This is a genomic window from Parahaliea mediterranea (genome assembly GCF_017255185.1).
In the GTDB taxonomy this organism is placed as follows: Bacteria; Pseudomonadota; Gammaproteobacteria; order Pseudomonadales; family Halieaceae; genus JAFKCZ01.
This window is the reverse complement of sequence record NZ_JAFKCZ010000010.1, coordinates 20,191-40,860: the sequence shown is the minus strand read 5'-3', so window position 1 is coordinate 40,860 and position 20,670 is coordinate 20,191. Positions and strand designations below refer to the sequence as shown.

Below are 20,670 nucleotides of genomic sequence, written 5' to 3'. Positions count from 1 at the left end.
GCCAAGGCCGGTTGAAACCGGCCCTACAGGGAGTTCCACCGGATCGTGTAGGGCGGAATTCATTCCGCCAAGGCCGGTTGAAACCGGCCCTACAGGGAGTTCCACCGGGTCGTGTAGGGCGGAATTCATTCCGCCAAGGCCGATTGAAATCGGCCCTACAGGGGGGCGGCGCTCAGATCGACAGGCTCAGGCCACCGTCCACCGCCAGCACCTGGCCGGTGACAAAGTGCGCCTCCAGGGCGAAAAACGCCACCGTGCGGGCGATATCTTGCGGGTCTCCCAGGCGCTCCAGTGGCGTCGCTGCCAGGATGCGTTCCCTGGCCGCCGTGTCATAGCCTTCTTCATCTTCCGGCCACAGGATGGCCCCCGGGGCAATGCCGTTGACCCGCACTCGCGGCCCCAGCTCCACCGCCAGGTTGCGGGTGAGGGCGGCCAGGCCGGCCTTGGCGGCGCAGTAGGCGCTGAAGTGCCGCAGCGGCCGCTCGGCGTGGATGTCCACCAGGTTGACGATGCTGCCCCGCGCCGGTTGCAGGGCCGGGAGCAGGGCCTGGATCAGGAAATAGGGGCCCTTCAGGTTGGAGCCCAGCAGGGCGTCGAACTGCGCCTCGGTGGCGCCGGCGATGGGGGTCGGGGCAAAGCCCGAGGCGTTGTTCACCAGCAGGTCCAGGGTCGAATGTCGGTGCAGGAACTGCTTGCCCAGGCGCCCGATATCCTCCGCTTGCTCGAGATCGGCCTGCCACAGCGTGCAGGAATCGGCGCGCGCGGCATTGAGCGCATCCGCCAGTTGCCGGGCCGGCGCCTCGGAGCGCCGGTAGTGCAGGGCGATGTCGAAACCGCGCTGGTGCAGGTGGCGGCAGATGGCGGCCCCGATACGCTGGGCGCCGCCGGTGACCAGGGCCAGCGGGGCGCTCATGGCCGCGCTTGTCCCGCAATGCCTTCCCGGCGCAGGGCCTCCAATAGCCGGACCTGCTCCGCGGCGATCGCCTCGCCCAGCGCCTTGCCCTCGATGCCCTGCTTACGGAACGTCTCCGCGGAAACGCCCGCCGCCAGGGAGCGGGCCCGGCGCAGGTAGTCCGCCTGGGGGTAGGGGCTCTCCTCCTGCCCGCCGCGGCCCCGGGCATCCGCCTCGCAGGCCAGCAGGAAGGCCTCGAAATCATCGGGTTGGCGCAGGGCACCGGTGGCGCGCAGCAGCTTGAGCAGGGTCTTGCCGCGCAACTGGGCCGCCCGGTGGCTGTGCAGGTGGAACTCGCAGACGCGCAGCGCCAGGTCGCGGTGACGATTGGGTGTTTTCAGGCGCTCGCAGACGGCGCGGACCAGTGGGATGCCGCGGTGTTCGTGGGCGATATGCCGGGGCAGTTCCTGTGTCGGTGTGGTGCCCTTGCCCAGGTCGTGCACCAGGGCGGCAAAACGCACCGCGGTGTCCGCCGACAGCCTGGCCGCCTGTTCCAGCACCATCAGGGTGTGCAGGCCGGTGTCCACTTCCGGGTGGTGTTCCGGGGTCTGGGGCACGCCGAACAGGGCGTTCACTTCCGGCAGCAGGGCCGCCAGGGCGCCGCAGTCCCGCAGCGTCGCGATAAATACCCGGGGGCTGCGCTCGCCCAGGGCACGGTCCATCTCCACCCAGACGCGCTCGGCGGGCAGGTGGGCCAGCTCGCCCTGGCGCACGATTTCCGCCATCAGCTGCATCGTTTCCGGCGCCACGCCAAAGCCGAGGTGGGCGTAGCGGGCGGCGAAGCGCGCTACCCGCAGAACCCGCAGGGGGTCTTCCACGAAAGCCGGGGATACGTGGCGCAGCACGCGGGCCTCCAGGTCCCGTTGGCCGCCGTAGGGGTCGATGATCTCCCCGTCCGTGGTGCGCGCCATGGCGTTGATGGTCAGGTCCCGGCGCAGCAGGTCCTCCTCCAGGGTCACCGCCGGGTCGCAGTGCAGCGCGAAACCGGTGTAGCCGTGGCCCTGCTTGCGCTCGGTGCGGGCCAGGGCGTACTCCTCGCCGGTGTCCGGGTGCAGGAATACCGGGAAGTCCTTGCCCACCTGCCGGTAGCCCCGATCGAGCAGCTCCTGTGGCCGCGCACCCACCACCACCCAGTCGCGTTCGGTGACCGGGTAGTCGAGCAGGGCGTCGCGGACCGCGCCGCCGACCAGGTAGGTTTTCATGTGGGTGCCTTGCATCGTCGGTGAGCGGGCACTTTAACAGGGTGTTGGCGGGGCGTCGAAATAGCCGCCAAGGGCTCTGGGCTCACGCCGCGGCGCGCCCGTCCTTGCACCGGCACCGCGTCCACTGCTGCGTTTCCAGGCAGTACAGCGATAGCGACCCGCCCCAGACGCAGCCGGTATCCAGCCCGATCACGTTGTCGCCGTTGGTCTTGCCCTCCAGCGAGGCCCAGTGGCCGAAGAGGATGCGGTCGTTGCGGGCCTTGCGCCGCGGGTGGCTGAACCAGGGCGCCACGGCCTTGCCGGAACTGGGTTCGGGGCCCTTGCTGGTGAGATCCAGCTCGCCCTCGGGGGTACAAAAGCGCATGCGGGTAAAGTAGTTGGTGATGACCCGCAGGCGGGCGCCGCCGCCGAGGTCTTCGGACCAGATCGCGGGCTCGTTGCCGTACATGTTGTCGAAGAACGCACTGCTCGCCGGGCCTTGCAGCGCCGCCTCCACCTCCCGCGAGCGCGCCAGTGCATCCGCCACCGACCACATGGGGGGGATGCCGGCGTGGACCATGGTGTACTCGCCCTCGCGGTAGACCAGCGGGTGCCGCAGCAGCCAGTCGAGCAGCTTGTCGCGGTCCGGCGCGGCGAGGATCTCCTTCAGGGTGTCGGACTTTCCGGGGGCGCGGGCGCCCGCCGCCACCGCCAGCAGGTGCAGGTCGTGGTTGCCCAGCACGAGCTTGAGATTATCCCGCCGGTCGTAGAGAAAGCGTAGCGTTTTCAGGCACTTGGGGCCGCGATTCACAATATCCCCCACGGACCAGAGCTGGTCCCGGTCGGGGTTGAAACGCACCCGCTCCAGCAGGCGTTTGAGCGGCTGCAGGCAGCCCTGGATGTCGCCGACGGCGTAGGTACTCATGTCGGGCTCAGTGTAGCGCGTTGGGCGTGTGCAGGGTGAAGGGCGGGATGGGTACGTCGAAGGCCGGCATCTCGGTGGGGTCGACCTCGGCCTCCACCGGCGCGATCATGGTGTAGCTGCCTTCCATGCACCCTACCGGGGTGGGCAGGGTGGCGCCGCTGGTGTAGCGGAACTGCTCTCCGGGCCCGATCACTGGCTGCTCGCCCACCACGCCCTCGCCGCGCACCTCCTGCACCTCGTCGTTGGCGTCGGTAATGATCCAGTGCCGCGACAGCAATTGCACCGCCACCTCGCCCCGGTTCTGGATGGTGATGGTGTAGGCAAAGGTGTACTGGCCGCTCTCGGGGTCGGAGTGGCTCGGCAGGTAGGTGGTGAGGACGTGAACGCGTACCTGGCTGGGATCGATGGTGGTCACTGTGGGCTAGCCCTTCTCCGCATTGGTGCTGTCCGCCGTGGCGTTGGCGATATTGATGAAGTCGGCGAGTGCCAGTGTCTCCGAACGGCAGCCGGGGTCAAGCCCCAGGGCCTCGAGGCCGGCGTCGTCGATAACGCCCTTGAGGTTGTTGCGCAGGGTCTTGCGCCGCTGGGCAAAGGCCGCCTGCACCACCTGTTTGAGGCGGGATTCATCGCAGTCCGGCCACGGGCGTTCCCGGCGGGGCGCCAGGCGCACGATGGCCGACTGCACCTTGGGTGGCGGGTAAAAGGCCTCCGGCGGCACATCGAACAGCTGCTCCACCTCGCAGTGGTACTGGGTCATGATCCCCAGCCGCCCCCAGGCCTTGTTGCCGGGCTCCGCCGCCAGCCGCTGCACCACCTCCCGTTGCAGCATGAAGTGCATGTCCTGGATCAGCGGCGCGAAGCCCAGCAGGTGAAAGATCAGCGGGGTGGAAATGTTGTAGGGCAGGTTGCCCACGATCCGCAGGGGCGCCCCGTCGTCCGCCAGGGTGGCGAAGTCGAATTTGAGGGCGTCCGCGCTGTGCAGCTTGAACCCCGGGTGGATACTGAAAGCCGCCAGCAGGCCGGTAACCAGGTCCCGGTCCAGCTCCACCACGTCCAGCCGGCAGCCGCTGGTCACCAGCGCTTCGGTGAGCGCGCCCTGGCCGGGGCCGATCTCCACCAGGTGCTCGCCCTTTTGGGGGTGGATGGCGTCGGCGATGCGGCTGATTACCCCCTCGTCGCGGAGGAAGTTCTGGCCGAAGCGCTTGCGGGGGGTGTGGGTCATGATTGGTTGGTTCCTGTCGGTACTCGCTGGGCCGCGCTACCCGGCGGCCTGGCGTGAATCCAGCTCTTGCCGCTCGCGGCGATGTGCGAGGGTACTGGCGATCAATGCCGCCAATATGCCCAGCATGGCGCCGGACAGGGCGCTGACGGCCACAATCAGCGTTCGCCGGGGCTTGATTGGTGTCATCGGGGCGGTCGCGGCGTCGTCCATCTTCATCACGCGCACATTGGAGTAATCCTGATCCAGGTAGCCCCTGAGCTGGTTCAGCTCAGTGCGCATCTCGCGGATGTCCTCCACATAGGCGGAGTTGTTTTTCCGGGCCATGAGCAGCTCGATTTCCCGGTTGTGTTCCAGGCGTGCCAGCTGTTCCTGTAGGTTACGGATTTGCGGGCTGGTGAAGTCGTCTGACTGCCGGTTTTTGAGGGCGCTGATTTCGGCCTCCAGCATGCGTGTGCCGCGCAGGTACAGAGCGCTCCCCTTGTCGTCGAACCCGCCGCGGACGGCCAGCCCCCCGCCGAAGGCCTCGTCGCGCATTTGCGCCATGAGCACCGGGTCCTCAATGTTCAAGGTTCTGGCGATGGACAGGGCCTCCTCAAGGGCCTGGATTCTGTCCTGCCTAAGCTGCAGATTTTTGGCTCTCAGGGCGTCTATTTGGTCCTGCAACTCCAGCTTTCGCAGCTGATCGATCTCCTTCAGTTGCGCTGCGCGGTCGATGTTGGATTGTGCCTGCAGGTCGATCTCCTGCTGAATACCCTGCTCGAGCAGGCTGGCTCTGGCCTCGATGGAAGAGCGTAGCTCTTCCACCAGTGTGTCCGCGGCTTTTTGGTTCGCGATGGTCACCAGTGAATTCACGACTTCGGCGGCCAACTTGCCATCCCCGTGGTCGTAGGTCACGGTGACATAGTCCTTGGTGTCCAGGCTGCCATTGCCGGCCTGGGGCACTGATACAGTGATATTGTCAGTCATTGCTCGCAAGCTGCGCTTGTCACCTTCGGGAGACTCCAGTTTTCCGTCGGCAAGTAGTTGACTGAATGTCTGAATGCGTGAATGCCGGGATTCCAGTTCGTTAAGGCCCCGCCTGAATGCGTCGTTGGGGGTGACCAGCATCATTTCCGTTTCATTGATGAGGGCCAGGTCGGACAGGTCGGCGGGGCGAACCTGGGTGCTGGCCTGGTAGACGGGCGGTAGCAGCAATGCGGCAGCCAGGCCAATTATCGATGCCGCGCCGGTAACCGCCATGATCAGCCATTTCTGTGCCCATAGCTCCTCGAAGAGCTTGATCAGGTCGATCTCGTCCTCTGCGTTCGGGGTAGGGGGCGGGGCGTTGTCATTCATGCTGCGTCGCTATCCTTGTTCATGGTCCATCCATCCGGGGCGTACTATAGCAGTGAAAGTCGACGCATATCCCCCCAATCCTGAATTTGGTACACTCTCGCGGCCCATGGAAAGGTCCAGATACCGATAGCCGCGTTGCATGCCCCTTAGACACTACTTCCGCCTGATGGATACGCAGGCCCGTATGGCCCTTCGCGCCAGCGCCTCCCGCTATTACCTGGGATACCTTTGGTGGCTCTTGGAGCCGCTGCTCTGGGTGGGGGTGTTCTATGTCGTCTTCAATATGATCCTGGACTCCCGCCGCGCCGATTTCCTGGTATTCCTCATGTGCGGGAAACTGACCTTTATTTGGTTCTCCAAGGCTGTGACCCAGGCCTCCAATAGCATAGTGGCTAACCGGGGGTTAATCGCCAAAATAGATATACCCAAAAGCCTGTTTCCCATGGCAACGGTGCAGGAAAACCTGTACAAACAGCTCGCGGTATTTGCCCTGCTATTTGCCACGTTGTGGGTTTCGGGTTATGCCGTCTCCGCGGCGTGGGTCTGGTTGTTGCCGTTGATAGCGGTGAACTACCTGATGATCGTCGCCTGTGCCTTGATAGGCGCTTGCCTGGTCTGTATGGCGCGTGATTTCAGCATGTTTATCCCCCTGGGCATGACTTTTCTATTGTTTACCTCCGGCATATTCTGGGATGTGCGAGACCTGGGTGACCCCGCCAAAACGGACCTGGTGCTTGCAGTGAATCCCCTGGCTTTTGTTCTCGATGCCTACCGCCAGATTCTGATGTACCAGACCCCGCCCGACGCGGGTCATTTGCTGCTGATTGGCTTGGTGTCAGCGGTGATCGTGATCGGAATGGCGTGGGTAATGCGACGAGGCAGCCAGTTCCTCGCATTGAAGGCGCTCACCGCATGAGCGGGCAGAACCGTCCGGTGATGCTGGAGCTTGAGGGGGTCACGCATTGCTATCGCTCGGGCAAGGCGACCTTCGAGCATGGCGTTCACCGGGTGCTGGACAACGTGTCGCTCAAACTCTACGAGGGTGAGGTCCTGGGTGTGCTCGGTCGCAACGGCGCGGGCAAGACCACGACCTTGCAATTGATGGCTGGCATTCTGGCGCCAACCCGTGGTGTGATCAGGCGGCAGCCAGGAAAAACCGCTTCCCTGCTATCAATCGGGCTCGGGTTTCGGGCGGATCTTTCGGGACGCGACAACGCCCTGCTTTCCGCCATGCTGCAGGGCGCGACCCGCAGCGAGGCGCGCTCCTATCTTGAGGAAATCAAAGAGTTCTCCGAGCTCGGCGACTCCTTTGAGGAGCCGGTTAAAACCTACTCCACCGGCATGCGGGCCCGTCTCGGATTCACTGCCGCGCTCAAGACCCATGTCGATATCCTCCTGATCGACGAGGTACTCAGCGTTGGCGATGTGCGCTTTCGTAAAAAGGCCGAGTCGGCCATGAAGGAGCGCATTGCCGGGGAACAGACGGTGGTGTTTGTGTCCCACTCGGCGGGGCAGGTCAGGGCCCTGTGCGATCGGGCGATCTGGATCGACGCAGGGAGAGTCTGCGCCGAAGGCGAGGTGGCCAGTGTGCTTGATGAGTACGCTGGTGATGGGCGGGGTCGTGGGGAGGGCTAGGTTAGGCTTGCGGATAGTTATGTGTGGCCAGCCAAACTTATGATGCCTCTCTGTCAAGCGTATGGGGTTTTGTGTCTGCCAGCGTTTTGACCGACCGAGTTTTTGTGATCCTTGAGTTGCTGGTACTGCTCGGCGATTCGCCAAGCTTGGCTCATAAGTACGCAGTAGATAAAAAAGCAACCGATGAACATATAAAACTGGTAGTGAGAGGCGGCACCGGAGTTGTGTAGTATCAAACCCATAAAGGGGGGGGCTAATCCGATGGTGGTCAACACTGCCAGCGAACGATGTTGTCCAAATCCCAGAGCCTGCATAAGATGATGGATGTGCGTCCTGTCTCCACGAAAGGGTGATTTCCCGGCGAGGATTCTCCTCAAGATAGTAAAGGCCATGTCAAAAATGGGGAGCCCTACCAAATAGAGTGCGGTAACTGGCTGTATATATCTGGTTCCTCCGATCTGCGTCGAAGTCACGGCAAGGATAAGTGCCACGACAATAAAGCCCAGTAGCTTGCTTCCGGAATCACCGAGGAAGGATTTGGGAACGAAAGGAGCGACCTTAAGGTTGGAAACTAGAAAGGCCAAGAGCGACGCTGTGAGGGTGAGCGTAATAAGCCTTGGTTCTGTGCGAGTAAACAAGTGGAACGCAAATATGGTGATGAGCACCATAATGGCGAGCCATCCATCCATGCCGTCCAGCATATTGTAGGCGTTAATTACGCCAAAAATACAGATCACCGTAAAGGGGTATGCCAGCCAATCATTCAATTTTATGCTGCCAATCCCGATTAGGTCGCCCAATTGTGACACCTGGAGGTCTAGCCCCTCTATAACGAGTAGCGCCACGCCCACCTCGATCATTGAGCGGGTGAAGACGCTCACGTGCCGCCGGTCATCGATGAGGCCAAGCACCACCAGGATACCCGCGGCAAACAGAAAAATGGCTATTTCGCGGGTGTGCCCGCTTAAAATGCTTTGGTGGGTTTCGCCAAAAATAATAGTGGCCAATATTAAGGACAGGAAAATGGCGGGCCCACCGACTAAAGGGATATCTCCTGCATGTTTCTTTCGTTGATCGGGGATGTCAACCAGGCCGGCTTTGGCTGCTACTCGCGCCAGCACAATAATGAAGGCTAGTGTCGAAATAAAAGCAAGGAGGAACTGTTGCAGCGCTGGTGACATGGTGTAAGCCACAGAATGAGGAGAATTTAGGGGCGCAATGGTACTAGAAAAGTTCGGCAAGTAGAATTTTTCACAGAGCTGGTGGTGGTCTGGCTTGCCACATACGCGAAAGTAGCCCCGGTACCGAAAAATTGCCGATCCGACGGGGGCTTGCTGTGGCTTTCCCGTGCTTCCGTCGGAATTGTTTCTGCGGCTGGCGCGCCAAAACGAGGGCTTGTCTGGAGCGATGACGGCAGGCGTGCCGTTTGGGGGTGATTGCTGCATCCAAAAACCTGGGTGGCTCTTGTCCCCAGGGGGGCAGGCTGCTATGGTGTTCAGCCGCTGAACGCTGGTCAGCCTATGCGTTCTCTGCGGCTGCTTGGCCGAAAGTTAAAGTTATTGTGGCGGTTGTAAAGCCAGAGAAGCTGGCCTGGAGAGTGGTACAGGGCCAGGCCTGCTATTTCTTTCCACACAAAATGTGTAATCACAATGCCTATGAGGCCCTCGGAAACGCACTTACGGGTTATGCGCTTGGTGGAGGCGCAGCCGGACATTTCCCAACGACAAATTGCCCGCCAGCTTGGGCTCAGTGTGGGGCGGGCTAATTATTGCCTGCAGGCATTGATTGTAAAGGGTTGGTTGAAGATGGAAAATTTCCATCGAAGCGAAAACAAGGCGCGATATGCGTATTTACTGACTCCGGCGGGGATGGCAGCAAAAACCCGGCTAACTGCCCATTTCCTCAAGAGGAAGTTGCTTGAATATGAGGAGCTCAAATCTGAGATTTCTGAGCTCAAAAGTGAATTGTCGAGTATGCCAGACAACTGTGGTTAGGGCTGGTCGTTACAGATGACTGATAGAGTTTTTATTACGGGAACAGCCGGTTTTATCGGTTTCCATCTGGCGAAGTTGCTCCTTGCCGGGGGCAAGGCAGTGCACGGTCACGACGGCATCACAGATTACTACGATACCCGGTTGAAGTGTCACCGCCATACGATGCTCCATGAACAAGAGAGGTTTACTTCCACCGATTTGATTGCCGCCGTGCCGGGTGGGCCCGAGACCGCAGTAGGCGGTGATAGTTTGTCACCGGTGGCGCGGTTTCGTGTGGTAAACATTGGTAATTCTGACAAGGTGGGTTTTCTCGATTTTGTCGAGGCCATCAAGACCGAGTTAGGCGTGAAGTCAATTCACAATTACCCCTATGCAGACAGGTGACGTCCCTGCGACTTGGGTGGACGCAAGTTTGCTCCAGCGACTAACAAGCTACCGCCCGGCTGCTCCGTTTCGTGAAGGCGTGAGTGATTTCGTTAACTGGTATCGTGGTTACTACAGCTGTTGAGGATATTATGTTGAGCACATACGCTAGTACGGCGACTGCCGTCCGCGTCTTAAAGTATGCAATTCGATAGCCTCGGCTACAGTTCTTTCCTGCCGTGAGCTTCTCCATGCGTTTTCAGCAGAGTCGCGACCAGCTTTTAGGTAATGGTTTGCGTGCCCGGCTGGTTCGAGGCGGCCTTGGAAGCGCAGGTCTCCAGGCCGTCAACCGTTTGCTGGCTCTGGGATTGGCAATGCTGCTTGCTAGGATGCTTGGGCCAGACGGCTACGGTGTTTATGCCTATGCCTTTGCCATAATGAGCCTGCTGCTGGTTGCAGGCGAAGCGGGAGTTCCGACGTTACTCATGCGCGAGGTGGCGGCAAGCCAGGGGCGTTCTGAATGGGGGCTTTTGCGTGGCGCCTTGCGCAGAGGAATACAGTTTGTTGCGGTGGCAGGGCTGACGGTTTCCCTAATTGGACTGTTGGTGTTGTTCTTTTTCTCCGGCTCTCTAAGGTCGGAGGTGTTCTACACAATGGCTCTAATGTTGCTTGTACTGCCGGTTTCTGCCCTATGTAAGACTGTGGGTCATGCTATGAGGGGCCTGCATAAAGTGGTCATAGGTCAGGCTGTGGATATGGTTGTTCGGCCTCTCCTGGTCCTGGTTATTGTTGGTCTGATGTTTACGGTATGGCCTGCCCAGCGTGAGCCGCAGATCGCTATGGCTGCGCAACTGCTGGGCACGCTCTTGGTTCTGATTGTCGCGTCGATGGTGCTTCGGCGGTTCCTTCCCGAAAAAAGCCGTTCCGCGGTTCCGGAGTTCAAAAATCGGCAGTGGATAAAAAGCGCGTTGCCATTTGCACTCATCGGCGGAGCAATGATTATAAATACCCAGGCGGACGTTCTGATGCTGGGGCTGTTTGTGACCTCCGAAGACGTCGGGATATACAGGGTGGCCGCGCAAGCTTGCATACTCGTCATGTTCTTTTCCAGAGCAGCTAACAGCGTTCTCGCCCCCCATTTTTCCGCTATGCACTCGCAAAACAATTATGGGAATTTGCGAAAGTTGTATAAAAAATCTCAGGCATTGGTGTTCGTGGTAACTCTACCCATAACTCTAGTGTTGGTTTTTTGGGGGGAGGATCTTTTGGCGTTGCTTTTTGGTCAGGAGTATCGCGGTGGGGGAGTGGTTGTAGGAATTCTGGCGTTGGGATATATGTTGAACGTAGCTTTTGGGCCTGTAGGAAATATGTTGCAAATGATTGGCCAGGAGTCCGCTACCGCCAAAATGCTCTGGTTATTTTCAGTTGCTAACGTACTGTTAAATTTGGTGTTGATACCACTTTATGGAACGATTGGTGCGGCAACTGCAACGGCAGTAACTTTGGTCGGCTACCATGCTGCACTTCGAGTGATTCTGAGAAATGCACAAGGGATTTAGTCTTTCTGGACAGCCGTTTGATATATAGGAAGCTTTGTAATGCGTTTGTCTGAAAAAGAACAGTGGGAGAATCGCTGGCAGGCTGCTGGTAAGCCTCAATTTTTCATGCCAGTAAATAAACCGATTTTTCGAGAGCGCCATAGGCTGTTTCAAAAGTATCTTCCTCAGGGCAGCGGTAGACGCTGTCTAGAAGTGGGGGCATACCCTGGAACATACCTAAAATACTTTAACGAGTTCTATGACTATGAACCGTGGGGAGTTGAGTATGTTGAGGCATGCGCCCGCTCCGCTGAGTCAAATCTTCGAAACTTGGGAGTCCCTGCGACAATATTGGCCAAAGATTTTTTCGAGCTAGAAGTTTCGGAATCGCCGGATGAAAAAGGATGGGACCTGACCGTCAGCTTTGGATTCGTAGAGCACTTTGAGGACGCAAGGGTGCCTATTGCGAAGCATATTGAACTAACTAAGCTTGGCGGATATGTAGTTATTTCCATACCTAACCACTCATCTCTGAACGGCAATGTGCTTAAGCTGACAGATGCCGAGAAGTGGGCGCAGCATAATCTCATGTCACTCGAAGACTTGGTTTGTTCGGTTGAGCAAGTGGGTGGTGTGGACATACTTTTCTCTGGCTATGTGGGACATTTCGGATTGTGGAATGCCGGCTTCTATTCAAAAGTTAGGCGAGAATCCCCTGGCCTCTATAAAGCCGTGCGTGGTCCTCTTTGGGCGTTGGAGTGGGTGGGGCAAGTCCTGATCCCCAATAACCGGGTTACATCCCCCGATGCCGTTATAATCCTGCGTAAAAAAGGCTAAAAATGAAAGATCAGGTAAAAGTCTTATATGTCGTGGGAGTTGGTCGTAGCGGATCGACTATGCTCGACACTGTACTGGGCAATCACTCTGACGTCGAAAGCGTTGGAGAGCTAATAAATGCTAGTAGAGCGTGGTCGAACGAGGATGAACATTGTGCCTGTGGCTTGCCTGCAGCCAAGTGTGAGTTTTGGGGGGAGGTAAGGAAAGAGTGGGAAGCCTCGACTCCTCATCTTGCCCATGGTCCGGAATGGCGTGCTCTGCAGGCCTCTTTCGAGCGTCCCCGTCATATAGTGAATGTTTACAAGAGTGCGCGTAGAAAAAGCTCTGAATTTAAGCGGTACGCTGAGGGAATAGTGGCGTTGTACAGAGCAGTACAACAAGTTTCGGGAAAGTCAATTGTGCTTGATTCTTCGAAAAACCCTGTAAGGGCGTTGGCACTTACATACATTGATGAAATAGATCTTCGGCTAGTGCATCTGATTCGGGACGGTCGAGGAGTTGCGTGGTCACTTAAAAAGGCTCATTCAAAAGATCCCGCAAAAGGTGTGCAGAACGACCTCCCGAGCCGGCCCGTTATGCGTACCGCAGCCTCGTGGCTGCTGACAAATACACTCGCAGAGCTGGCGATGAGGCAGGTAGATTTTTCAAGAAAAGTTCGACTCCGCTACGAGGATTTTGTACTTGATCCGTCGCTAGCTTTGCAATCCATAAGTGGGGCTTTGGGTACCGATATTCAAGCGCTAAGTACCAAGCTCGATCGAGACGATGAGTTTGTGGTTGGTCACACCATTGCCGGAAACAGAATGCGCATGGGGGGAAGAGTTAGGATTAAGCCCGATGTCGAGTGGGTTTCGAGGCTAAGTAACATGGATAAGCGTCTATTCTGGCTGATGGCGGGCCCCCTAATGTGGCGTTACGGTTATAGCTACCGGACTTAGTGTGCATGCGGATTGTTTTTGTTATTGGTCAATTGTCGATCGGTGGGGCTGAGCGGCAGTTGGTGGTGCTTGCCCGTGTCCTCGCCGAACGTGGTCACGAAGTAACGGTTGCAACTTTTTTCCCGGGTGGGGAAAGTGGTCGAGTGCTGCTTGAAAACCCAAGGATTAATTGGGTGCCGGTGTGTGATAGCAGGAGGCAAAGTAAAGCAGCCCGGCTTTTACAGTTAATTGATATTCCGAGGCGGTTGCGAAGGCTGCTTTCGGAAGCTCAGCCTGACGTTGTTTACAGTATGCTGCATCTTAGCAATTTTTACGCTTGGTTGGCGACGCGAGGGAAGCGAAACAGTCAACTTGTGTGGGGCTTTAGAACGTCAAATATCCAGCTTAACTGGGAACGCCTGCTTCCCGAGCGGCTCTGTTCATGGTTGTCGCCCACCGTACCATTGATTATTGCCAACTCTTGGGTTGGCGCCGATTATGCAGTCAGTCAGCGCGGGTTTAGGCCGAAGCGATTCGAAGTGATAGTTAACGGTATCGATACGCATGTTTTCCAGCCAAAGCTGGAACCTGCAAAGCATTTGCGGACGAATTGGGGTGTGGGTAGCGATTCGCTGTTAGTGGGGATAGTTGGCCGATTCGATCCAATTAAAGGGCACGATGTTTTTCTGCGCGCGGCGGGCCTCGTCGCTCAGCGGAATGTTAATGTGCGTTTTGTGATCGTGGGAGGTGGTAACGACCACCATAATCAGAGCCTGCAAAGATTGGCGGATGAGTTAGGTGTTCAGGGCAAGGTGATCTGGGCGGGGCCCCGGAATGATATGCCCGCTGTTTATACCGCCCTGGACGTTCTTGTTTCGTGCTCCCATGGAGAAGGATTCACGAACGTGGTGGGTGAGGCAATGGCCTGCGGAACGCCATGTATTGTTACCAATGTGGGTGACAGTGCGAGTATTGTAGGTGGTTTGGGCCGAATAGTTCAGCCGGGAGATGTGAACTCACTTGCTCGAGAAATTAGTACGTATGAGGATTGGGCGGGGGAGTTTCCGGCTGAGGAGTTGCGTTCGCGAATAGTGCAGAATTTTTCAGTGGACGTTCTTTGCGATAAGACCGAGTCTGCTTTCAGAAAAGTTAGCAGTTTCGGATGAGTTACCGTCTAATTTTATTGTTGGTATGTTTGCCTGCGTTTCGGGGGAGGTTTCCTTCGGTAGAAAGTAGCCTGACTAATCGATTGCGCCCATCCGTTCAAAACGACACTAAAGACGACTAATGCGGCTTAGCCTCCATTCCAATTTTTTAGCCCTTCTGTTGATTGGCTTTTTTGTCTTCGAGATAGATGCTTATCTTTACTCGGTTGGGGCCATCTCTGTCAGGCCATGGCCCTTAACTCTCGTTGCTTTGTTGGTTGTCTGTTTTGTTCGGGCGCCGGCTTTACTTCGTCTAAGGGTAGATTCGCGAGCCCTGTTTCTTTTAATGCTATTCATTTTCTATGTTCTAAGTAGTATGCCTGTTGCGCTACTTGATGGTCATTGGAGCAAGCATTCAGTGATGTTTTTGTACAGTCTTGTCCTGATGGTTTTCGGTTACCAACTTAGAGGTTTTCTTGCTTTCGAAGTAAGCTCTGTCTCTTTAGTTCTACTTGCTCTCCTTGTGCTTCTATTGATCCTTGATGTTGGTTTCCTTCATGTGAGTGAAAGTTCAGCGTGGGGGCGCCCTTCATTCACTATAGGAAATCCGAACAACGCAAGTTTTATAGCCATAGTACTGATGGTTGCTGCGTTAAGGTTGCGGTGTGATGACAAGTCATCATACTGGAACGTTTTTGCTTTTCTCCTCTGCGGAGTCGCCATTTCAGCAACAAGATCTATGGGGGGCGCGATATCGTATATATTCGTTCTTTCCGCCGTGGTTCTGTTGTGGATTAATCGTTCCAATGATTTTACGGTCGCCATTTCCAGAGTGACTACTGTAGGCGTACTTTTTCCGCTTGCTATTGCGGCTTTCTTATGTGTCGTATGGGCCCTGAAAGCAGGTGCCAGACAGGATGGTTGGGATTTTTTTATCGATAAAATTTTTGGTGAGCGCTTAAGCGCTGTGAGCAATAGCTGGGAATTGATTCAGGAGGCCTGGCTATTTGGTCGCGGATATGGGTTCGTTTACAGAATGGAACCCGGGCCACACAATATGATGCTTCGTAGCCTAGTAGATGGTGGAATGGTTGGGTTGTTTTTTTTCACGATTCTCTTTGTGGTGGCACTGCTTCTAACGTGGAAAAGTAAAATGGAGAGATCGTTTGTTTTATTCTGTGGTCTGTTAGGCCTCTCTTTATCCTCGCATAATTTATTCGAGCTTAGAGGTATCATAATTTTGGTTGGTTTAGTTGTGGCCACAGATGTTAATAGGAATTCCAGCGGATTAAAGTATGGTTCAAATGTGAGCCAAAGTTCACGGCGTGACCTTCTAGATCATGGGTAAAGTTCTGCATGTTATTACTGGTCTCTCTCGTGGTGGCGCAGAACGTGTACTCGTAAACTTGCTCGGTGGTGGATTGGCCGGCTCGTCTGATTGCTCTGTTATATCACTTAGCAATGAAGGTAGTTATGGGGCTGTTATTCGTGCGTTGGGCGTGGAGGTTTATACGTTGGAGATGTCCCGGGGTTTGCCGGGCGCGGCAGCTCTATGGAAGCTTAGAAAAATAGTAAGAGAAGTAAAACCTGACGTAATCCAGGGCTGGATGTATCACGGAAACCTAGCGGCGAATGTAGCGGCTCGAATGGCGCCAGGGCCTCGACCTGCTGTTGTTTGGAATGTGCGACATAGCCTTTATTCGCTAGCGCCAGAGAAACCATTGACGCGGCAAGTTATTCGTAGCAACCGGTGGCTTTCGCCGAAGGTGAATACCATCGTATACAATTGTCAGCTATCGCGTCAGCAGCACGAGTCTTTTGGCTTTGCCTCTGCAAAAGGTCGAGTCATTCCAAATGGCTTCGACACTGAGCGATGGCGGCCAGCTACAGAGCGTAGCAGCGTAATTAGGGATGCCTTATCCATTTCGCAAGATGCGATAGTTGTTGGTCATGTGGCGCGCTTTCATCCCATGAAGGGGCATGCGGCTTTCCTCCGCTCTGTTGTTGATGTCATGCGCCACCGCGCCGACGTGGTGTGTCTGTTGGTCGGCCGTAACGTAAATTTGGAAAATCCCGCCTTGGCTGGAATTGTACCGCGCCAGCTGGAAGAGCGATTTCGCTTTATTGGAGAGCGTGAGGATATTCATGATTTGATGCAAGCCATGGATGTTTTCTGTCTTTCTTCTTGGAGTGAGGCGTTTCCGAATGTACTGGGAGAGGCGATGGCTTGCGGAGTTCCTTGCGTGACCACAGATGTAGGCGACAGCGCCGAAATTGTACAGAACACAGGTATTGTTGTTCCGCCTTCTGATAGCGAATCTCTAGCTCAGGGAATAAATGAGCTACTGCAAAAGACAGACGCAGAGCGTAAAGCGTTGGGTCGGGCGGCTCGGAATCGCGTTATAGCGAACTACAGTTTACAGGCAGTTGTCGCGGAGTACGCGGAGTTGTATCAGAATTTGTCGAATAGGGGGCCGGCGTGAGTGTTGGAAGCCCCGAGAGTTTGGGGGGTAAGCTTCAGTGTGCTCGTGATCTGAAAGTGACCGTTATTCCGAGCTCCAGGATGAGTCACTTCGATGGCTGCAGTGGCAGTAACGCGTGTTTTCTTTATACTGATTCGATGGATCGTTAGTCCATGTGCGGATTTGTGGGTTTCTGGAGTAACGAATTAGCCAAGGCTACTGTTGCGGAGCATATGGCTGGCAAAATTGCAGCTCGGGGTCCTGATGATGCGGGAGTCTGGGCCCATGAAGCCGCCGGGCTGGCATTGGCGCACCGTCGTCTTTCCATTCTGGACCTTTCTGCTGCCGGTCACCAGCCGATGCAATCGCCGTGTGGTCGGTACGTGCTGGCTTACAACGGCGAGCTCTACAATCACCAGGATTTGCGCAACCAGATGGTTCGTGAGGGTCTTGTTTTCGACTGGCGGGGGCATTCGGATACGGAAACCCTGCTCGCCGCCTTACGGTACTGGGGAGTGCAGAAGGCTCTGGAGCGAGTTAACGGAATGTTTGCTTTCGCTCTATGGGATACCGTTGAGCAGACCTTGATTCTGGCCAGGGATCGCATGGGTGAGAAGCCCCTCTACTACGGACGCAGCGGTGATACCTTTCTGTTTGGCTCTGAGCTTAAGGCCTTGGCCGCACACCCCAAGTGGCAAGGCTCTGTAGATCGAGATGCGTTGGCCCAGTTTATGCGGCATGGTTACGTTCCGTCACCCCGGAGTATTTACAAGGGAATTGCCAAGCTCCCAGCGGCTCACTTCGTGACCATCCGCGATAGGGGACGAGTCGTGAGCGGGCCGCAGTGTTACTGGAATCTGGGCCGGCTCGCCGAGCAGGGTAACGCCGCCTCCATCGTTGACGATCCCGAAGAACTTGTCGATGAACTCGATGTCCTCCTGCGCGATGCGGTAAAACGACGTATGGCGGCGGATGTGCCACTTGGGGCTTTTCTATCCGGTGGCTATGATTCCTCAACTGTTGTTGCAATGATGCAGTCGCAGACTGATCGGGCAGTAAAAACCTTCTCCATAGGTTTCCATGAGGAGGGCTACAACGAAGCTGTGCACGCCCGCGGCGTAGCCGAGTACCTCGGTACGGATCATACTGAACTGTATGTGACGCCTGAGCAGGCAATGGCGGTGATACCAAAATTGCCGTCCATATATGACGAGCCATTTTCAGATTCCTCGCAGATACCTACGTTTCTTGTCAGCCAGCTTGCCCGCCAGCACGTTACGGTTAGCCTTTCCGGTGACGGGGGGGATGAGTTGTTCTACGGCTATGGTCGCTATTTCAAGGCTGAGCAAGTGTGGCGAAAATTGAGCCGAATACCTCTGCCGGCGCGCAAGCTGGCGGCCTTCATTATGACACATTCGCCGGGGTACCCACTGGAGAAGGCCATGCAACTCCTGCCGAGTAGGTACCACATCAAGCATCTCGCCGATCGGCTCCCCAAGTTGGCTGAAATTCTGTCAAATTCCAGTGACACCTCCTTCTACCGCGATCTCGTGTCTCACGCCAAGCAGCCTGATCAACTGGTTATCGGCGCAACAGAGCCCGTTACGCTGCTAGGCCAGCCAAGCCGGTTACCGAACCTGCCTGGTCTTCGTGAGCGCATGATGTATCTAGATATGATGACGTATCTGCCTGACGATATTCTTACCAAGGTTGATCGGGCCAGTATGGCGGTGAGTCTGGAGGCGCGAGTGCCGCTGCTGGATCATCGGGTGGTGGAGTTTGCCTGGAGGGTGCCGACGGCGTACAAATTCCGCGACGGGCAGGGAAAGTGGCTGTTAAGACAGGTATTGAATCGCTATATTCCTTCCAAACTAATGGATCGGCCAAAAATGGGTTTCGGTGTACCGATTGAGCATTGGCTTCGCGGACCGCTGCGAGACTGGGCGGAAACGTTGTTGTGTGAGCGCCGGTTGCGAGAAGAGGGATACTTCAAGCCAATGCAAATCAGAACAATGTGGAACGAGCATATAAGTGGCGAGCGTCGTTGGCATGCCTATCTGTGGGATGTGCTAATGTTCCAGGCGTGGCTTGAGGAGTATGGCTAAATGTCCAGCTCGCAGGCAAATGAGCGTGCCCCTTGTGTGTTGTTTTCTGCGAATCGTGGGTATGCCCTAACGAGTTCACGATCTGGAATTATTCGGCATTTTTTGAGTCAAGGCTGGGAAGTAGTTATTGCCACTGCGGATGACGCAGAAAGCCGGTCTCTCGTTGAAGCTGGGGTAAAACTGGAGGTCGTGCATTTCAGTCGGGGAGGTTTCTCACCGCTTGTCGACTTTCTCGCCTGGTTGCGTTTTCGCAGAATTCTTCATACCTATCATCCGGTGCTGGTACACAATTTTCATGCTAAGCCGGTAATTCTTGGCACCTTGGTAGGAAAATCAAAGCGCAATGGTTCTCCTGCCGTGGTAAATACTATTACCGGATTGGGGCACGCTTTCATAAAGGGCGGCTGGTTGTCGAAGCTTGCCGGAATTGGCTATCGAATGGCAGTTCCTCGTTGTGATGCCACAATTTTTCAAAATCGTGACGACCGGGAGCTATTTATATCCAATGCATGGGTTAGAGAAGAAATAAGTCATTTGATCATTGGCTCCGGGGTGGATTTGTCGCGATTTCGCATGCAGCAAGAGAGTCTCGAAAACTGCCCTCTCGTTATTCTGATGGTGGGGCGATTAATATGGCAGAAGGGGGTCGCGGAATTTGCCGCAGTTGCGGAACGCATTACAAAATTAAACCCCGAAGTAAAATTTTACTGGGCCGGTGAGTTGGATAAAGTGCATCCCGATGCTGTGCCAGAATCTTGGGTTCAGAGCCAGACTAGTTTTACATTTCTTGGAAAAGTAACAGATATACCCGAGCGGCTTCAGCATGCTGATATCATGCTCTTTCCTTCCTACCGGGAAGGTGTTCCTCGGGCATTGCTTGAGGCGGCTGCTAGTGGAGTTCCGATAGCAGCGTTTGATGTCCCGGGTGTGAGGGAAGTTGTAAGCGATGGTGTGAATGGATATCTCGTCCCCTTGCATGATATTGACCGCTTGACTAAATCAGTTTCAAAGCTGATAGAAGACGCAAGTATTCGTCAACAATTCGGAGTTGCGGGCCGCAATATGGCTGAAGCCAGCTTCGACATATGTGCCATACAGAAGCAGCATCTAAGCTTGTATCGAGAACTCGGGGTAGAGATTTCGGATGAATAAATCTGATATGCAATATCTTCCGCTGGTGATAATTGGTGCCCCGAGATCCGGAACCAATATGCTTCGTGATATTCTTTGTCGTATGGATGGTGTCGCAACGTGGCCGTGCGACGAAATTAACTATATTTGGCGACATGGAAACCTGCGTCACCCTTCCGATGAATTTCCTGCCGACTTGGCGACGTCATTTGTCCGAGGCTATATTCGAAGCAAGTTCGATTGGGTTGCGAGAACACGATCAGCAGGGGTAGTAGTTGAAAAGACCTGCGCCAACAGCCTCAGAGTACCGTTTGTTGATCGGGTGCTTCCAGAAGCGAAGTATATATACATATATCGCGATGGTATTGATGCAACAGGATCAGCTCGTTTGAGATGGACTGCGGAGATGGACGTCCCATATCTACTCCAGAAACTGCGTTTTGTACCTCCGACGGATATTCCGTATTACGGAGTTCGCTACCTTGGAAGCCGCATTCACCGAGTATTTTCCAAGGAGAATCGCCTCGCCTTCTGGGGGCCGGCGACTAAAGACATGGATGAGTTGGTAAGTCAATTTTCTCTGAATGAGATTTGTGCCTTGCAGTGGCAGCGCTGCAACGAACTTGCCGAAAGAGCTTTTGAAGGCATTCGCGAAGACCGTGTAGTTAGGCTGCGATATGAGGACATAGTCACTGATCCAGCCAGGCAGCTTACTCGAATACTCAATTTTCTTGGTATGGTTGCGGAGCCAGAGGTAGTGGCTAAAGCGGTTAGCGACGTGTCTGCGTCCAGTCTAGGGAAGGGGCGCTCCGCATTTTCGTCAGACGAAGTCGCACATCTAGAAAATCTGGTTGGCGGCACTTTATCTAAGCTGGGTTACTTGAACAACTGATTGTTGGGTAACCGTAGACCTGACAAACCTATAGAT

Annotated in this window: 20 protein-coding genes; 13 read left to right on the top strand and 7 right to left on the bottom strand. The window is 55.8% G+C overall.

Translation table 11 applies throughout. The features are described from left to right. Positions 1–172: 172 nt before the first annotated feature. From JYP50_RS14400 to JYP50_RS14375, 6 genes are all read right to left on the bottom strand, one after another. On the bottom strand, positions 173–913 hold the full coding sequence (locus JYP50_RS14400; RefSeq protein WP_206561244.1) for a pteridine reductase: 741 nt from the start codon (positions 911–913) through the stop codon (positions 173–175). Further along, positions 910–2,154 (bottom strand): multifunctional CCA addition/repair protein, encoded by a 1,245-nt coding sequence (locus JYP50_RS14395; protein ID WP_206561243.1) that lies wholly within the window; start codon positions 2,152–2,154, stop codon positions 910–912. The genes JYP50_RS14400 and JYP50_RS14395 overlap by 4 nt, the downstream gene beginning before the upstream one ends. Before the next feature lie 82 nt (positions 2,155–2,236). After that, positions 2,237–3,058, bottom strand: a complete 822-nt coding sequence (locus tag JYP50_RS14390) for a symmetrical bis(5'-nucleosyl)-tetraphosphatase (RefSeq protein ID WP_206561242.1) — start codon at positions 3,056–3,058, stop codon at positions 2,237–2,239. Between the two features lie 7 nt (positions 3,059–3,065). Continuing rightward, on the bottom strand, positions 3,066–3,464 hold the full coding sequence (apaG, locus tag JYP50_RS14385) for a Co2+/Mg2+ efflux protein ApaG (RefSeq protein ID WP_206561367.1): 399 nt from the start codon (positions 3,462–3,464) through the stop codon (positions 3,066–3,068). A gap of 15 nt (positions 3,465–3,479) precedes the next feature. Further along, positions 3,480–4,280 carry a 16S rRNA (adenine(1518)-N(6)/adenine(1519)-N(6))-dimethyltransferase RsmA gene (rsmA, locus tag JYP50_RS14380; protein ID WP_206561241.1) on the bottom strand — a complete coding sequence of 267 codons (801 nt, stop codon included), beginning with the start codon at positions 4,278–4,280 and terminating at the stop codon, positions 3,480–3,482. A 36-nt stretch (positions 4,281–4,316) separates the two neighbouring features. Beyond that, complete coding sequence (locus JYP50_RS14375) at positions 4,317–5,615, bottom strand: Wzz/FepE/Etk N-terminal domain-containing protein (protein WP_206561240.1); 1,299 nt, start codon at positions 5,613–5,615, stop codon at positions 4,317–4,319. A gap of 184 nt (positions 5,616–5,799) precedes the next feature. Here JYP50_RS14375 and JYP50_RS14370 point away from each other — a divergent pair, with 184 nt between their 5' ends. Then, entirely contained in the window at positions 5,800–6,531 is a 732-nt protein-coding gene (locus JYP50_RS14370) for an ABC transporter permease (protein ID WP_241263170.1), read from the top strand. Further along, positions 6,528–7,250, top strand: coding sequence for an ABC transporter ATP-binding protein (locus JYP50_RS14365; RefSeq protein WP_241263169.1), 723 nt, complete (start codon positions 6,528–6,530; stop codon positions 7,248–7,250). The genes JYP50_RS14370 and JYP50_RS14365 overlap by 4 nt, the downstream gene beginning before the upstream one ends. A gap of 53 nt (positions 7,251–7,303) precedes the next feature. On the opposite strand, the gene JYP50_RS14360 is transcribed toward JYP50_RS14365, so the two are convergent. Next, positions 7,304–8,695: a hypothetical protein gene (locus JYP50_RS14360; protein WP_206561238.1), complete on the bottom strand. Its 1,392-nt coding sequence runs from the start codon at positions 8,693–8,695 to the stop codon at positions 7,304–7,306. Positions 8,696–8,899: 204 nt separating this feature from the next. Here JYP50_RS14360 and JYP50_RS14355 point away from each other — a divergent pair, with 204 nt between their 5' ends. The 11 genes from JYP50_RS14355 to JYP50_RS14305 all read left to right on the top strand — a co-directional run bounded on the left by JYP50_RS14355 (position 8,900) and on the right by JYP50_RS14305 (position 20,634). Next, positions 8,900–9,244 carry a MarR family EPS-associated transcriptional regulator gene (locus JYP50_RS14355; RefSeq protein WP_347136798.1) on the top strand — a complete coding sequence of 115 codons (345 nt, stop codon included), beginning with the start codon at positions 8,900–8,902 and terminating at the stop codon, positions 9,242–9,244. A 15-nt stretch (positions 9,245–9,259) separates the two neighbouring features. Next, on the top strand, positions 9,260–9,628 hold the full coding sequence (locus tag JYP50_RS14350) for a hypothetical protein (RefSeq protein WP_206561236.1): 369 nt from the start codon (positions 9,260–9,262) through the stop codon (positions 9,626–9,628). Positions 9,629–9,858: 230 nt separating this feature from the next. Then, on the top strand, positions 9,859–11,166 hold the full coding sequence (locus JYP50_RS14345) for a flippase (RefSeq protein ID WP_206561235.1): 1,308 nt from the start codon (positions 9,859–9,861) through the stop codon (positions 11,164–11,166). A 39-nt stretch (positions 11,167–11,205) separates the two neighbouring features. Then, positions 11,206–11,982: a class I SAM-dependent methyltransferase gene (locus JYP50_RS14340; RefSeq protein ID WP_206561234.1), complete on the top strand. Its 777-nt coding sequence runs from the start codon at positions 11,206–11,208 to the stop codon at positions 11,980–11,982. A gap of 2 nt (positions 11,983–11,984) precedes the next feature. Further along, the gene (locus JYP50_RS14335) at positions 11,985–12,920 is read left to right on the top strand and encodes a sulfotransferase (protein WP_206561233.1); all 936 of its coding nucleotides are present in this window, start codon (positions 11,985–11,987) and stop codon (positions 12,918–12,920) included. A 5-nt stretch (positions 12,921–12,925) separates the two neighbouring features. After that, positions 12,926–14,065, top strand: coding sequence for a glycosyltransferase (locus tag JYP50_RS14330; protein ID WP_206561232.1), 1,140 nt, complete (start codon positions 12,926–12,928; stop codon positions 14,063–14,065). Between the two features lie 121 nt (positions 14,066–14,186). After that, positions 14,187–15,392 carry an O-antigen ligase family protein gene (locus JYP50_RS14325; protein WP_206561231.1) on the top strand — a complete coding sequence of 402 codons (1,206 nt, stop codon included), beginning with the start codon at positions 14,187–14,189 and terminating at the stop codon, positions 15,390–15,392. Then, the gene (locus tag JYP50_RS14320) at positions 15,385–16,527 is read left to right on the top strand and encodes a glycosyltransferase family 4 protein (RefSeq protein WP_206561230.1); all 1,143 of its coding nucleotides are present in this window, start codon (positions 15,385–15,387) and stop codon (positions 16,525–16,527) included. Before JYP50_RS14325 ends, JYP50_RS14320 begins: the two co-directional genes overlap by 8 nt. Before the next feature lie 152 nt (positions 16,528–16,679). Then, entirely contained in the window at positions 16,680–18,611 is a 1,932-nt protein-coding gene (asnB, locus tag JYP50_RS14315) for an asparagine synthase (glutamine-hydrolyzing) (protein ID WP_206561229.1), read from the top strand. Continuing rightward, positions 18,612–19,763: a glycosyltransferase family 4 protein gene (locus tag JYP50_RS14310; protein ID WP_206561228.1), complete on the top strand. Its 1,152-nt coding sequence runs from the start codon at positions 18,612–18,614 to the stop codon at positions 19,761–19,763. Next, entirely contained in the window at positions 19,756–20,634 is an 879-nt protein-coding gene (locus JYP50_RS14305; protein WP_206561227.1) for a sulfotransferase family protein, read from the top strand. The genes JYP50_RS14310 and JYP50_RS14305 overlap by 8 nt, the downstream gene beginning before the upstream one ends. Positions 20,635–20,670 lie beyond the last annotated feature (36 nt).

Bases quoted from the DNA above. Each gene is read 5' to 3' on its own strand.
- JYP50_RS14395 (WP_206561243.1), bottom strand. From the start codon at position 2,154: ATGAAAACCTACCTGGTCGGCGGCGCGGTCCGCGACGCCCTGCTCGAC.
- rsmA (WP_206561241.1), bottom strand. From the start codon at position 4,280: ATGACCCACACCCCCCGCAAGCGCTTCGGCCAGAACTTCCTCCGCGAC.
- JYP50_RS14400 (WP_206561244.1), bottom strand. From the start codon at position 913: ATGAGCGCCCCGCTGGCCCTGGTCACCGGCGGCGCCCAGCGTATCGGG.
- JYP50_RS14355 (WP_347136798.1), top strand. From the start codon at position 8,900: ATGCCTATGAGGCCCTCGGAAACGCACTTACGGGTTATGCGCTTGGTG.
- JYP50_RS14360 (WP_206561238.1), bottom strand. From the start codon at position 8,695: ATGCAGCAATCACCCCCAAACGGCACGCCTGCCGTCATCGCTCCAGAC.
- JYP50_RS14335 (WP_206561233.1), top strand. From the start codon at position 11,985: ATGAAAGATCAGGTAAAAGTCTTATATGTCGTGGGAGTTGGTCGTAGC.
- asnB (WP_206561229.1), top strand. From the start codon at position 16,680: ATGTGCGGATTTGTGGGTTTCTGGAGTAACGAATTAGCCAAGGCTACT.
- JYP50_RS14365 (WP_241263169.1), top strand. From the start codon at position 6,528: ATGAGCGGGCAGAACCGTCCGGTGATGCTGGAGCTTGAGGGGGTCACG.
- JYP50_RS14345 (WP_206561235.1), top strand. From the start codon at position 9,859: ATGCGTTTTCAGCAGAGTCGCGACCAGCTTTTAGGTAATGGTTTGCGT.
- JYP50_RS14390 (WP_206561242.1), bottom strand. From the start codon at position 3,058: ATGAGTACCTACGCCGTCGGCGACATCCAGGGCTGCCTGCAGCCGCTC.
- JYP50_RS14340 (WP_206561234.1), top strand. From the start codon at position 11,206: ATGCGTTTGTCTGAAAAAGAACAGTGGGAGAATCGCTGGCAGGCTGCT.
- JYP50_RS14310 (WP_206561228.1), top strand. From the start codon at position 18,612: ATGTCCAGCTCGCAGGCAAATGAGCGTGCCCCTTGTGTGTTGTTTTCT.
- JYP50_RS14325 (WP_206561231.1), top strand. From the start codon at position 14,187: ATGCGGCTTAGCCTCCATTCCAATTTTTTAGCCCTTCTGTTGATTGGC.
- JYP50_RS14305 (WP_206561227.1), top strand. From the start codon at position 19,756: ATGAATAAATCTGATATGCAATATCTTCCGCTGGTGATAATTGGTGCC.
- JYP50_RS14370 (WP_241263170.1), top strand. From the start codon at position 5,800: ATGGCCCTTCGCGCCAGCGCCTCCCGCTATTACCTGGGATACCTTTGG.
- JYP50_RS14350 (WP_206561236.1), top strand. From the start codon at position 9,260: ATGACTGATAGAGTTTTTATTACGGGAACAGCCGGTTTTATCGGTTTC.
- JYP50_RS14375 (WP_206561240.1), bottom strand. From the start codon at position 5,615: ATGAATGACAACGCCCCGCCCCCTACCCCGAACGCAGAGGACGAGATC.
- JYP50_RS14320 (WP_206561230.1), top strand. From the start codon at position 15,385: ATGGGTAAAGTTCTGCATGTTATTACTGGTCTCTCTCGTGGTGGCGCA.
- JYP50_RS14330 (WP_206561232.1), top strand. From the start codon at position 12,926: ATGCGGATTGTTTTTGTTATTGGTCAATTGTCGATCGGTGGGGCTGAG.